At 70.2% G+C, this 13,369-nt stretch carries 11 protein-coding genes; 4 read left to right on the plus strand and 7 right to left on the minus strand.

All coding sequences use genetic code 11. The features are described 5' to 3' along the window. Positions 1 to 60: 60 nt before the first annotated feature. The gene (locus E3O67_RS11275; protein ID WP_135102719.1) at positions 61 to 1,914 is read right to left on the minus strand and encodes a phosphoenolpyruvate carboxykinase (GTP); all 1,854 of its coding nucleotides are present in this window, start codon (positions 1,912 to 1,914) and stop codon (positions 61 to 63) included. A 154-nt stretch (positions 1,915 to 2,068) separates the two neighbouring features. Between E3O67_RS11275 and E3O67_RS11280 the strand changes: the two genes are divergently transcribed. The 4 genes from E3O67_RS11280 to E3O67_RS11295 all read left to right on the plus strand — a co-directional run bounded on the left by E3O67_RS11280 (position 2,069) and on the right by E3O67_RS11295 (position 5,827). Beyond that, the gene (locus tag E3O67_RS11280; RefSeq protein WP_134429484.1) at positions 2,069 to 3,511 is read left to right on the plus strand and encodes a helix-turn-helix domain-containing protein; all 1,443 of its coding nucleotides are present in this window, start codon (positions 2,069 to 2,071) and stop codon (positions 3,509 to 3,511) included. A gap of 80 nt (positions 3,512 to 3,591) precedes the next feature. Beyond that, positions 3,592 to 3,960, plus strand: a complete 369-nt coding sequence (locus E3O67_RS11285) for a hypothetical protein (protein WP_135102720.1) — start codon at positions 3,592 to 3,594, stop codon at positions 3,958 to 3,960. Positions 3,961 to 4,165: 205 nt separating this feature from the next. Beyond that, positions 4,166 to 4,678 (plus strand): DUF1269 domain-containing protein, encoded by a 513-nt coding sequence (locus E3O67_RS11290; RefSeq protein WP_134429486.1) that lies wholly within the window; start codon positions 4,166 to 4,168, stop codon positions 4,676 to 4,678. Positions 4,679 to 4,681: 3 nt separating this feature from the next. Continuing rightward, positions 4,682 to 5,827 carry an SUMF1/EgtB/PvdO family nonheme iron enzyme gene (locus E3O67_RS11295; protein ID WP_174776825.1) on the plus strand — a complete coding sequence of 382 codons (1,146 nt, stop codon included), beginning with the start codon at positions 4,682 to 4,684 and terminating at the stop codon, positions 5,825 to 5,827. Positions 5,828 to 6,065: 238 nt separating this feature from the next. On the opposite strand, the gene E3O67_RS11300 is transcribed toward E3O67_RS11295, so the two are convergent. The 6 genes from E3O67_RS11300 to E3O67_RS11325 all read right to left on the minus strand — a co-directional run bounded on the left by E3O67_RS11300 (position 6,066) and on the right by E3O67_RS11325 (position 13,262). Further along, complete coding sequence (locus E3O67_RS11300; RefSeq protein WP_135102721.1) at positions 6,066 to 7,181, minus strand: ABC transporter ATP-binding protein; 1,116 nt, start codon at positions 7,179 to 7,181, stop codon at positions 6,066 to 6,068. Further along, entirely contained in the window at positions 7,178 to 8,755 is a 1,578-nt protein-coding gene (locus E3O67_RS11305; protein WP_134429572.1) for an iron ABC transporter permease, read from the minus strand. Before E3O67_RS11305 ends, E3O67_RS11300 begins: the two co-directional genes overlap by 4 nt. A gap of 76 nt (positions 8,756 to 8,831) precedes the next feature. Beyond that, complete coding sequence (locus E3O67_RS11310) at positions 8,832 to 9,881, minus strand: iron ABC transporter substrate-binding protein (protein ID WP_135102722.1); 1,050 nt, start codon at positions 9,879 to 9,881, stop codon at positions 8,832 to 8,834. A 113-nt stretch (positions 9,882 to 9,994) separates the two neighbouring features. Then, positions 9,995 to 10,840, minus strand: a complete 846-nt coding sequence (locus E3O67_RS11315) for an SDR family NAD(P)-dependent oxidoreductase (RefSeq protein WP_135102723.1) — start codon at positions 10,838 to 10,840, stop codon at positions 9,995 to 9,997. Position 10,841: 1 nt separating this feature from the next. Beyond that, a complete protein-coding gene (locus E3O67_RS11320; protein ID WP_134429491.1) occupies positions 10,842 to 12,047 on the minus strand; it encodes a thiolase family protein in 1,206 nt (401 codons plus the stop codon). Positions 12,048 to 12,464: 417 nt separating this feature from the next. Continuing rightward, the gene (locus E3O67_RS11325) at positions 12,465 to 13,262 is read right to left on the minus strand and encodes an RNA methyltransferase (RefSeq protein ID WP_135102724.1); all 798 of its coding nucleotides are present in this window, start codon (positions 13,260 to 13,262) and stop codon (positions 12,465 to 12,467) included. Positions 13,263 to 13,369: the final 107 nt, after the last annotated feature.

Here is a 13,369-nt window from a genome sequence, read left to right on the forward strand (position 1 = left end):
GCATTCCGATCCACCCTCGCGGAACGGATCTTCGCGGGGCGGTGGCGCAGCGCGGCCGCGCTACGCGTTGCGCAGGTTGTAGCGTACGCTCGCGAGCTCGGAGAGCAGCGCCGGCGGCACCCGGTCGCCGAACTTGGCGAAGTACTCCTCGGTGAGGTCGCACTCGGCCAGCCAGGAGGCAGGGTCGATCGCGAAGAGCTGCTCGACATCGGTCGACGAGAGGTCAAGGCCCTTGAGGTCGAGCCCGCCCTCGACCGGGAGGTGCCCGATCGGGGTGTCCATGGCGCCCGTGGAGCCCTCGACGCGACGCACGATCCACTCGATCACGCGGGAGTTCTCGCCGAAACCGGGCCAGAGGAAGCTGCCGTCGGCGCCCTTGCGGAACCAGTTCACCTGGAAGATCTCCGGCGCCTTGCCGCCGAGGCCCCGGCCGACCTTGAGCCAGTGCGCCCAGTAGTCGGCCATGTTGTAGCCGCAGAACGGGAGCATCGCAAACGGGTCGCGGCGCAGTTCGCCGACGGTGCCCTCGGCGGCCGCGGTCTTCTCCGAGGAGATCGTCGCGCCCATGAACACGCCGTGCTTCCAGCTTCGGGCCTGCGCCACCAGCGGCACGTTCGTCGCGCGGCGTCCGCCGAAGAGGATGGCGTCGATCGGCACGCCACCGAAGGCCTCCCAGTCGTCGGCGATCGACGGGCACTGCGCGGCAGCGACCGTGAAGCGGGAGTTGGGGTGGGCGGCCGGGCGGCCGGAGGCGGGCGTCCAATCGTTGCCCTCCCAGTCGATCAGGTGGCTGGGGGTGGTCTCGGTCAGCCCCTCCCACCACACGTCGCCGTCGTCGCGCAGCGCGACGTTCGTGAAGATCGTATTGCCCCAGACGGTGGCCACGGCGGTCGGGTTGGTGACCTCGCCGGTTCCGGGGGCCACGCCGAAGAAGCCGGCCTCCGGGTTGATCGCGTAGAGGCGGCCGTCGGGGCCGGGGCGGAGCCAGGCGATGTCGTCGCCGATGGTCTCGACCTTCCACCCGGGGATGGTCGGGCGCAGCATCGACAGGTTCGTCTTGCCGCAGGCGGAAGGGAACGCGGCCGCCAGGTGCTTCACGCCGCCCTCCGGGGAGGTGACCTTGATCAGGAGCATGTGCTCGGCCAGCCAGCCCTCGTCACGGGCCATCACGGATGCGATCCGCAGCGCGAACGACTTCTTCGAGAGCAGCGCGTTGCCACCGTAGCCCGAGCCGAACGACCACACCTCCCGGGCCTCCGGGAACTGAACGACGTACTTGGTGTCGTTGCACGGCCAGGACACGTCCTTGCGGCGGCGTCCCTCGGCGTCTACCAGCGGGTAACCCACGCTGTGCACGGTGTGCACCCAGGGGGCTCCGGCCTCGATCATGTGCAGCACCTTCTGGCCCATGCGGGTCATGATGCCCATGTTCAGCACCACGTAGGGCGAGTCGGTGATCTCCACGCCGAGCTGGGAGATGGGGCCGCCGAGCGGGCCCATCGAGAACGGCACGATGTACATCGTGCGGCCGCGCATGCTGCCGGCGAAGACGCCCTGCAGCTCGCCCCGCATCGCATCCGGATCGGCCCAGTTGTTCGTGGGGCCGGCGTCTTCACGCTCGACCGAGCAGATGAAGGTGCGGTCCTCGACGCGCGCCACGTCCGACGGGCTCGTGCGGGCCAGGTAGCTGTTGGGGCGCCACTCCGGGTTCAGGTGGATGAGCTTGCCCTCGGCGACGAGCTGCTTCGCGAGCACGTCTGCCTCGCGCAACGACCCGTCGCACCAGACGACGGCGTCGGGCTGGGTCAGCCGCGTGATCTCGTCCACCCAGGCCTGAAGGTTGGGGTCGGTGGTGCCGGCAACATTGCGGGACTCGCCCCCGCCGGTCTCAACTCGGGAATTCGCGATGGTCATCTCCTGGCCTTTCGTGGTCAATCCGGCGTGAACCAGTGGTCTGCAGTCGTGGGGAGGCATAATTTCGGCCTCTAAATCCAGAATGATCCATCAATGGTGCCGGTGCGGAAGAAACGCGCGTTAAGAACAGCCGATCTTTCGCTATCGTTAAGGAATGTCGACACGCGCCGCTGATCTGATCACCCTGGGACTTCGCATCCGTCATTTCCGGGCCGAGCGCGGCTTCACCCTCGACCAGCTCGGCGAACGAGTCGGCATGGCCGGCAGCCAGCTCTCCCTGATCGAGAACGGGCGCCGTTCGCCCAAGCTCTCGACGCTGCAGGACATCGCCACCGCCGTCGACGTGGAGCTCACCGACCTGCTCAAGAACGAGGCACCCAACACGCGGGCCGCACTCGAGATCGAGCTGGAGCGCGCGCAGCGCAACCCGCTCTACGGCGCCCTCGGCCTGCCCCGGGTGAAGATGACCAAGGGAATGCCGATGGCGGCGCTCGAGTCCCTGCTCGGCCTGCACCGGGAGCTCGCCCGCCGCGCCAGCGAGGCCATCGCCACGCCGGAGGAGGCCCGCCGCGCGAACACGGAACTGCGTGAACGGATGCGCGAGCAGGACAATTTCATGCCCGACATCGAACAGCTCGCCGAGGACCGCGTGCGGGCATCCGGGCATGTGTCGGGCGCGCTCACCCACCGGGAGGTGAGCGTGATGGCCGAACAGCTCGGCTTCAACCTGATCTACGTCAACGACCTGCCCGGCTCGACCAGGTCGGTCACCGACCTGGTCAACCACCGGATCTACCTGCCACCGGCGTCCATCCCCGGCGGCCACGGCCTCCGCTCGATGGCGCTGCAGGCGATGGGGCACCGGTTGCTCGGCCATGAGCGGCCGAGCAGCTACGCCGAGTTCCTCTGGCAGCGGCTGCAGATCAACTACTTCGCGGCCGCCTGCCTGATGCCGCAGGCGGCATCCGTCGCGTTCCTCGCCCAAGCCAAGCGGGAACGCGAGCTCTCGGTCGAGGATTTCCGGGACGCCTTCGGGGTGACCCATGAGGCCGCGGCGCTGCGGCTGACGAACCTGGCCACCTCGCACCTGGACATGCCGCTGCACTTCCTGCGGGTCACCGGCGACGGCGCCCTGCAGAAGGGCTACGAGAACGACGACCTCCCGCTGCCCGCCGACGTGACGGGCTCGATCGAGGGCCAGTTCGTCTGCAAGCAGTGGAGCGCCCGCAGCGCCTTCACCCACACCAACCGCACCACCGAGTTCTACCAGTACACCGATACGCCGGCCGGCACCTTCTGGTGTGCCACCCAGACCGGGGCGACGGATGCCGGCGAGTTCTCGATCAGCGTCGGCGTGCCCTTCGTGCAAGCCAAGTGGTTCCGCGGCCGGGAGACCACCCAACGGGCGGTGTCCCGCTGCCCGGACGAGTCCTGCTGCCGCCGCCCGGCCTCGGAGGTCTCCTCCCGCTGGGCCGGCAGGGCCTGGCCGAGCGCCCGACTGCACGCGCACGTGCTGTCGCCGCTGCCCAGCGGCACCTTCCCCGGCGTCGACGACACCGAGGTCTACGAGTTCCTTGAGGCGCACGCGGCGGAGTAGTCGGTCGACAGGCACCGCGGTGCCGGCGCTACAGCGCTATCATCTGCTCGACATCGCACGCTGAGTCGAGGAGGATATGCATGGACATCTGGGACATCATCTGGCTTTTCTTCTGGAGTTACGTGTTCATCGCGTATCTCACCGTGCTGTTCTCGGTGCTGGCCGACATTTTCCGCGACCCGGGACTCTCGGGCTGGGCAAAGGCGCTCTGGGTGCTGTTCCTCGTCTTCGTGCCCATCATCACCGCGGTCGTCTACATCGGCACGCGCGGTTCCGATCGAGTCCAGTCGCTGCCGGCGACGGATGCCTCAGCGCCCCGGGATGCCGCCCGCTCGGCCGCGAGCATGGGGTCCGTCGACGAGATCGCGAAGGCCCAGAAGCTGCTCGACACCGGCTCGATCACCGCCGACGAATACGCCGCGCTCACGGTCAAGGCCCGCGGCTACTAGCGCCGCGGGATCGGTTGACAGTGCCGGGGAGCCTGAGTACTGTCCTTATCGTTCTGCCGGCCCGACCTCGACGTCACCTCGATCTCGGCGGGTCTCGGCGGGGTCTCGGCGTGATCTCGGCGGGGCGACGCTCCCGATCTGCGATCTCCCCCGCACGCCTGTTCGCTGACTCATGTTCACTCGTCCACTCATGGAGGCATTCGACATGTCCAAAGAAAAAGAACCGGTCTTCCTGTTCCTCGGCACCTATGACGATCCCGACATCGCCCGCGCCGACCTGTCCATCGTGCGAGACCTGCACGAGGCCAAGATCATCGGCACCTACGACGCCGGAATCGCCACCAAGGATGCCTCCGGCGACATCAAGATCAACCGGGCCGGCAGCGGACACGGCGGCTGGACGGGCATTGCCGCCGGCGCGGTCGTGGGCCTGCTTTTCCCACCGTCCATCCTGGGCATGGCCGCCGTCGGCGGCGCGACGGGCGGTCTGATCGGCCACTTCACCCGCGGCCTGTCCCGCTCCGACGTGAAGGACCTGGGCGACCTCCTCGACGAGGGACAGGCAGCCCTCATCGTGCTCGGCAAGAACCGCCTCGTCGACGAACTGGACCGGGCCGGAATCCGGGCGGCGAAGCGCACCGAGCGCAAGCTGGAGGTCGATGCCTCCGACCTCGACACCCAGCTCGCTGCGGCCGCCGCGGAGCTCGACACGCACTGAGCCATGGCCGACGGCAGCCTCAGCAACGCCAGCCTCAGCAACGCCGACCCCGGCAACGCGGTCCTGAGCGCCACGATCGGACCCGCCCGGGCGCCCCTTTCGGAGCCACCCGGGCGGTGCTGCGCGCCGACACGGGACAACGGCAGCCCCGGCGATTCCGGGACGGCCGCGTCGGCGCATCCGCCGCCGGCATCCGTGCCCCCGCTCACATCCGGGGAAGCGCCGGCCTCCGGGAACCTGCCGGCCTTCGGGCACGTGCCCACATCCGGGAAAGCGCCGACATCCGGGCACGCGCCCGCCCGGCATCGGATCGGCCAAGTGTCCATTCCCCGGCAGACGTTTCTGATGGGCGACTCCCTCGGGGTGGGCAACCGCGGCGACGGGGAGACCCCGGCTCACCTGGTGTGGGTGGATGCCTTCCAGCTGGATGCGACGAGCGTCACCAACGCCGCGTTCGCCCGGTTCGTGGCTGACACCGGTTATCGCACCGAGGCGCAAACCTTCGGCTACTCCGCCGTGTTCCACCTGGCGCTGGAGGCCGACCTCGAGGACATCCTCGGCCAGCCGCCGCAGATCCCCTGGTGGCTGGGCGTGCTCGGCGCCGACTGGGCGCATCCCGGCGGCCCGCGATCGTCCCTGGCCGGGTTGGATGAGCATCCGGTGGTCCAGGTCAGCTGGAACGACGCGCAGGCCTACTGCGCCTGGGCGGGCCGGCGGCTGCCCACCGAGGCGGAATGGGAATGCGCGTCGCGCGGCGGGCTCAGTGGACGCACCTTTCCCTGGGGCGACGAGTGGGGTGATCGGCACCGCTGCAACATCTGGCAGGGCGTGTTCCCCGCGGTGAACACCCGCGAGGACGGCTGGCTGACCACTGCCCCGGTGCGCACCTTCGAGCCGAACGCGTACGGCGTCTGGCAGAGCGTCGGCAATGTGTGGGAGTGGTGCTCCGACTGGTGGAGCGAGGCCTACTACGCGCACTCCCCCGCGCGGAACCCGGCGGGCCCGGGCACGGGCGACCAGCGCTCGATGCGTGGGGGCTCGTATCTGTGCCACGACTCGTATTGCAACCGCTACCGCAACTCGGCCCGCGCCGCGAACACGCCCGACTCCTCGGCGGCGAACATCGGCTTCCGAACGGTCGCCCTCTAGCAGGTCCGCCCCTCAAACACCTCTACCCCTGAAACACCTCTACCCCTCACGAATTCGACGGAGATTTTGCCAATATCGGCCTGGAACAGGCCGGAAAAGGCGTTTTTCGGGAGAATCTCCGTCGAATTCGTTCGATACCGGATGCGGGATGCCGGATGCGGGATGCCGGGTGCGGGATGCCGGATGCCGGGTGCGGGATGCCGGGTGCGGGTCCGTGGCCGGCCTGGTCAGGGGCAGGCTATGGGCGGGCGGCGAAGGCGGTGGCGGTGCCACGGGCGGTGAGACTGACCCGGCTGCCCACGATGGTGCCGATCGTGCCGTGCTGCCGCACGTGGACCAGCGTGCCTGCGCCGGCGGCAGACGGCGACGCTGCGGCGCCGCCGGAGAACAGGCGCACCGCCAGCTGCACTTCGGGGCCGTAGAAGTCGACCGCTTCGACCTGGCCGGTGCAGGATGCGACGGTGCCGGCATCCGCCCCGCCGGTTTCGCAATGCTCGACCATGATCTGCTCCGGGCGCAGCATGATGCACGCGTCGCCGCGCAGGCCGGTCGGGGCGACGGCGACCCTGCCGAGCGCGCAGGCGGCGAAGCCGTCCGAGATGGTGGCCGGCAGCACCACCGCGTCGCCGAGGAACCGGGCCGTGAACAGGTCGACGGGGCGCCAGTAGACCTCGCGGGGCGGCCCCACCTGGCAGAGGTTGCCGTCGCGGAGCACCGCGAGTTGGTGGGCGAAGCTCATCGCCTCGGCCTGGTCGTGGGTGACGAGCACCGTGGTGATGCCGGCGCGCTCCAGGGTCTCGGCGACGATGTCCCGGGTGACCGCCCGGAGCCCGGCGTCGAGGGCGGAGAACGGTTCGTCGAGGAGCATCACTCGCGGCTGGCGGGCGAGGGCCCGGGCCAGGGCCACGCGCTGCTGCTGACCGCCGGAGAGTTCATCGGGACGGCGGGCGGCGAAGTCGGCCTTCAGCGACACCATCTCGAGCAGTTCGTCGACGGCCCGCGCCCGCTGCTTGCGGGTGCCGCCGCGGAGGGCCGGGCCCAGGCCGAACGCGATGTTCTGCCCCACCGTGAGGTGCGGGAACAGCGCCCCGTCCTGCGCCACGAAGCCGATCCCGCGCCGGTGTGCGGCCACGGCGATGCCCGGCCCCGCCACAGTGCGGCCGAGCACGGTGATGGTGCCCGAGTCGGGCAGCTCGAAGCCGCTGATCAGGCGCAACAGGGTGGTCTTGCCCGATCCGGACGAACCCACCACGACCGTGCGACTGCCCTCCGGCACCGAAAGCGCGATGTCCTCGAGGATGCGGGTGCTGCCGAAGCTCTTGTTGACCCCGGCGAGTTCGATGGCCGAGGTCATGACACGCTCGTCAGCCGGGAGCGGGCGAACAGCAGGTACGTGACCGGCAGGCTCAGCACGATCATCAGCAGGGCATAGGGGGCGGCGCCGACGTAGTTGATGTCATTCACTTTCGACCAGAACTGGATCGCGAGGGTGCGAGTGCCGCTGGGGGCCAGCAGCAGGGTGGCGGTGAGCTCGGTGACGATGCCGAGAAACACGAGGGCCCCGGCGGCCAGGGCGGACGGCGCGAAGAAACGGGTGGTGACACCGAGGAACGCGGCGAACGGATGCTTGCCGAGCGACCGCGCGGCCTCCTCCAGTCCGACCGGGACCTGCGCGAGCCCGGCCCGGAGGTTCACCAGCGCGCGCGGCAGGAACATCAGCAGGTAGGTCACGATCACCAGAACGGCGGTCTGGTAGAGCGGCTGCACGAAACGGATGCTGATGGTCACCAGCGCGAGGGCCGTGACGATCCCGGGCAGGGAACTGGTGAGATAGTTGACCGATTCGAGGCCGCGGGACAGCCGGCTCGGATAGCGCACGGCGAGGAACGCGATCGGGAACGCGAGCAGGCAGGTGACCACGGCACCGACCAGGCCGTAGCCCACGGTCTGTAGCAGGGACTGCACCAGCACGGGCTCGCTCCACACGCCTGCGCCGCCCTGGGCCAGCCAGCGGATGACGCTCCAGAACGGCACCCCGATCGCCAGTGCGAACAGCCCGCCGAGAAACAGGTAGCCGGCCGGCGTGAAGGCGCCGAGGGAGCGCCGAGGCGTGACCCGGGCCACGCCGGAGCCGAGGCGGGCGTACCGGGACCGGCCGCGGGCGCCGGACTCCCCGATCAGTAGGAACAGGCAAAGCAGCACGAGCACGCCGGCGAGGGCGTTGGCCGCGGGACCGTTGAACGTGGACCGGTACTGCTCGACGATGGCGGTGGTGAAGGTGTCGAATCGGATCATCGCAAAAGCGCCGTATTCGGAGAGCAGGTGCAGTCCCACCAGCAAGGCGCCGCCGAGGATCGGCAGCCGCAACTGCGGCAGGACGACCCGGAAGAAGACACCCCAGGCGCCGCTGCCGAGCGACTCGGCTGCTTCTTCGACGGTCGGGTCGAGCCGCCGGAGCGCGGCGGCGCAGGGCAGGTAGACCAGAGGGAAGTACGACAGGGTGGCGATCAGAACCCCCGACCAGAGGCCGTTCAGCGAGGGCACGGCGCTCACCCAGCCGTAGCTGTTGACGAAGGCCGGCACCGCAAGCGGCGTCGCCAGGAGCACGGCGAACACCCGGTGGCCGGGCAGGGACGTGCGGCCGACCAGCCAGGCGGCGGCCACCCCGATCACCGCGGTCAGCGGAACGGTGATCACGACCAGCCCGATCGTGTTCAAGAGCAACTCGCCGACCCGCGGCCGGAAAACGAGCGCGGACAGGGTCGGCCAGCCGGTCAGGATGCCGGTGACGATGACATAGCCCAGCGGCAGCAGCCCGAGCACGGACACGGTGACGGCAGCCGCCACGATGAACGGTGACGGGCGTTTACCGACCCGGACCGCGGCATCCGTGCGCCCCGCAGGCCCCGTGCCATCGGTTTCACCGATGGCTCCGCGACCGGTGTCCGACGGGTCGGGCGCCGGGTGCGCGGTCGAGGGGGCTGCAGGTATCACCAGTTGCAGCCTAGATGAAACCGGCCTCGGTCATCAGATCGGTGACCGTGGTGCTATTGAGTTCGGAGGGGTCGATGACGGGGGCATCGAGTTCGCTGAGCGGCACGAGCGCGGGGTTCGCGTCGACCGAGTCGGAGACGGGGTACTCGAACGAGGTGCCGGTCTTCAGGATCTCCTGGCCGCCCTTGCCGGTGATGTAGGCCAGGAACGCCTGCGCGGCCACGGGGTTGGCGCTGGTTTCCAGCACTCCGCCGCCGGAGACGCTGACGAACGCGCCGGGATCCTGGTTCTTGAAGTAGTGCATCTGGGTGCTGGCGCTGTTCTCGCCGGTGCCGGCCTGGTCGCCGAACCAGTAGTAGTGGTAGATCACGCCACCGGGGATCTCGCCCGCGTTGACGGCCTTCATCACGGTGCTGTTGCCCTTGTAGACGACCGCGTTCTCCTTCATGGCGGCGAGCCAGTCGCGCGTGGCCTCTTCACCCTTGAGTTCCAGGAAGGCGCTGACGATGGCCTGGAAGTCGGCGCCGGAGGGCGACGCGGCCCAGCGGCCCGCCCAGGCCGGGTCCGCGAGGTCGAGCAGAGAGGTGGGCAGTTCGCTCTCGCTGATCAGGCTCGGGTTGTAGGCGAAGACGGTGGAGCGGGCGGCGATGCCGGTCCACATACCGGTGGAGGGACGGTACTGCTCGGGAACCTGCTCGAGCGTGGCGTCGTCGACCGGGGCGAACAGGCCGGCCCGGTCGACCAGGCTGATCGCGGGCGAGTTCTCGGTGAGGAACACGTCGGCCTTGGAGGCGGTGCCCTCCTGCACGAGCTGGTTGCCGAGTTCGGAGTCGCTGCCGTTGCGCAGCGTGACGGTGACGCCGGTCTCCGCGGTGAACTCGTCGGCCCAAGCCTGGGTGAGTTCCTCGTGCTGAGCGTTGTAGACGGTGATCGAGCCTGAGGGAGCGGCTCCGTCGGAGGCGGCGGGAGCGGATTCCTCGGGCGCGCTGCACCCGGTTGCCCCGAGCAGGGTCACCGTTCCGATAGCGGCCAGCAGTGCCCAGCGGCGTGAGAAAATCATCGTGTTGCGTGTCCCTACTGTCGTGTGGGCATAGCCCACTGTGCTTTAGGTAAGCCTACCCTAAAAAAAGGTGGGCCGGCCGGGCCCGCGGGGAATGCACAGGCACGGGCTGACTAGCGGGGCGGCATCCGGATGGCGCCGTCGAGCCGGATGGTGTCGCCGTTGAGCATCGGGTTCTCCACGATGTGGCGCACGAGCGCGGCGAACGCGGCCGGGTCGCCGAGCCGGGCAGGGTGCGGCACCTGCGCCGCGAGGGATTCGCGCACGTTCTCGGGGAGGCCCTGCAGCAGCGGGGTGTCGAAGATGCCGGGCGCGATGGTCACCACCCGGATCAGCGACCGGGCGAATTCGCGGGCGAGCGGCAGGGTCATCGCGGCGACGCCGCCCTTCGACGCGGCGTAGGCCGCCTGGCCGATCTGCCCGTCGAAGGCGGCGACGGATGCCGTGTTCACGATCACGCCCCGCTCCGGAACCGTGCCGAGCGGATCCGTACCGAGCGGGTCCGTACCGACCGGGTCGGTGCCGACCGGATCCGTGCCGAGCGGATCCGTGCCGAGCGGGTCGGTCATCGCCATGGCGGCCGCGGCCAGCCGGATCACGTTGAACGTGCCGACAAGGTTGATGCGGATGACCCGATCGAAGTCGTCCAACGGCAGCGGGGCGCCATCGCGGTCGACGGTGCGCTGACCGGGGGCGATGCCGGCGCAGTTGACCACGATGCGCAGCGGGCCGAGCTCGGCGGCGGCGTCGACTGCAGCCTGCACGTCCTCGGGGCGGGTGACATCCCCGGGTACGAAGCGGGCTCGGCCACCGATCGCCGCGGCGGCCTGCTCCCCCGCGGCGCCCGGCAGGTCGAGAAGCACGACCGCTGCCCCGGCGTGGGCCAGGGCGGTGCTGGTGGCCAACCCGAGGCCGGAGGCGGCTCCGGTGACGAGGGCGGAGCATCCGTCGATGCGCATCTCAGAGCCGCTCGATGATGGTGGCGTTGGCCATGCCGCCGCCCTCGCACATGGTCTGCAGCCCCCAGCGGCCGCCGGTCAATTCGAGGTGGTTCAGCAGGGTGCCGAGGAGCCGGGTGCCCGAGGAGCCGAGCGCGTGGCCGAGCGCGATGGCCCCGCCGCGCGGATTGAGCAGGGCCGGGTCGGCTCCCGTTTCGCGCAGCCAGACCAGCGGAACGGTGGCGAACGCCTCGTTCACCTCGTAGGCGTCGAGGTCGTCGATGCTGAGCCCGGAGCGCTCCAGGATGCGCCGGGTCGCCGGGACCACGCCGGTCAGCATCAGAAGCGGGTCGCTTCCGGTCACCGCGAAGCTGTGGAACCGGGCGCGCGGGTTGAGGCCGAGCTCTGCGGCCCGTTTCGCGCTCATGATCAGGGCGGCGGAGGCCCCGTCGGTCAGCGGCGACGAGTTGCCGGCGGTGAGGTGCCAGTCGAGCTTCGGGAAGCGGGCGGCGAGGGCGTCGGTGCGGAACGCCGGCGGCAGGGCGGCCAGAGACGCGAGGGTGGTGCCGGGCCGGATAGTCTCGTCGGCGTCCACGACCCGGCCGCCGGGCAGGGTCGTCGGCCGGAGTTCGCCGCCGAAGTCGCCGCGCTCGGCGGCGGCCGCGGCGAGGCGGTGCGAGCGGGCGGCGAAGGCATCCAGTTCGCCGCGGCCCAGCTTCCACTTCTGGTTCATCAGCTCGGCAGAGACGCCCTGGTTGACGAGGCCGTCGGGGTAGCGGTCGCGCATCCGGAGGCCGTGGGGGTCGTCCCGGGCCTCGTCGTTCTGGTTCGCACGGATGGAGCTGCCCAGCGGCACGCGGCTCATCGACTCGACGCCGCAGGCGATGACGATGTCGTAACTGCCGGCCATCACGCCCTGCGCGGCGAACGTGGCCGCCTGCTGGCTGGAGCCGCACTGCCGGTCGATGGTGGCTCCTGGCACCGAGTCGGGGAAGCCCGCGCTGAGTAGGGCGGTGCGGGTCACGTTGTAGCCCTGCTCGCCGACCTGGCTGACGCAGCCGCCGATCACGTCGTCGACGAGCGCGGGATCGAGCCCGTTGCGGGTGACCAACTCGCTCAGAACCCCGGCCAGCAGGTCCGCCGGATGCACGCCCGAGAGGGAACCGCCCGGCTTGCCTCGACCAGACGCGGTGCGCACGACATCGATGATGACAGCCTCATTGCTCATGACCTCAGCCTAGGCTTCCCGGTCGCCGTGGCGTCGCCGTGGCGTCGCCGTGGCGTCGCCGTGGCGTCGCCGTGGCGTCGCCGTGGCGTCGCCGTGGCGTAGCCGTGGCGTAGCCGTGGCGTAGCCGTGGCGTAGCCGTGGCCCTGAACGGGTGCGGTGTGTGCACGGGGGCTAATTCAGGAGATCGGGCAAGGGGATCGTCGTCCGGAGCTTTCCGCCGCACTGGTCCGTGGCCCGGCGGTACGTGACGGGCGAATCTCCTGAGTTAGCCACACGGGGCGAGCCGGGCGGAGCGAACCGGACGGGGCGAGCCGGACGGAGCGAACCGGACGGGGGCGAGCCGGACGGAGCGAGCCGGGCGGAGCGAGCCGGCCGGGGCGAGCCGGACGGGCCGAGCAAGACGCGGCCGGTGCCCGGCTAGCCCGAGAGTGCCCACATCGCGACGGCACTGGCGGCGGCCACGTTGAGGGAGTCGATGCCGTGCTTCATCGGAATCTGCACCACGGTGTCGGATGCCGCCAGCGCGTCGGGGGTGAGCCCCTCACCCTCCGCGCCGAGCAACAGAGCCAGCCGCTCATGCGCGTGCCCGGGGAAGTCGCGGAGGCTCACGGCATCCGTCGTCAGGGCGAGCGCGGCGAGGTGGAAACCGTGCCGGCTGAGCAGTGCGCGGGTGCTGGGCCAGTCGCCGACGCGGGTCCAGGGCACCTGCAGCACGGTGCCCATCGAGACGCGGATGGCGCGGCGATAGAAGGGGTCGGAGCAGCGCGGCGTGACCAGGATCGCGTCTGCGCCGATAGCCCCGGCGGAGCGGAAGATCGCCCCGACGTTCGTGGGGTCGGATACGTTTTCGAGGATTACGATGCGGCGGGCGCCGGTGAGCACCGCCTCCGGGGCGGGCAGCTCGGGCCGGTGCATCGAGGCGATCACGCCGCGGTGCAGCACGTATCCGGTGAGCTCCGCCAGCAACTTTCCCGGGCCGACGAAGACGGGCACGTCCTCGCCGACGAGGGCCCGGGCCTCCTCAGCGGTGTTGCCGAGGGCGAGGACCGAGCGCGGACGGTGTCCGGCGCGCAGAGCCCGCTCGAGAACCAATGCCGACTCGGCTATATACAGCCCGTGCTCGGTGCCCCGCGCCTTCTTGAGGGCCACATCGGTGAGGTGGGCATAGTCCACGAGTCGCGGATCGCTGAGGTCGCTGATCTCGATGACGGGCATCCGCTCAGTCTAATCGCGAGGGTGAGGGGCGGTGGCGGGGCGGGTGCCGGCGAGGCGAGGCGGGGCGGGTAGGCGAGGCGAGGCGAGGCGGGTGCCGGCGAGGCGAG

This window comes from Cryobacterium sp. TMT3-29-2 (genome assembly GCF_004564305.1).
GTDB lineage: Bacteria > Actinomycetota > Actinomycetes > Actinomycetales > Microbacteriaceae > Cryobacterium > Cryobacterium sinapicolor.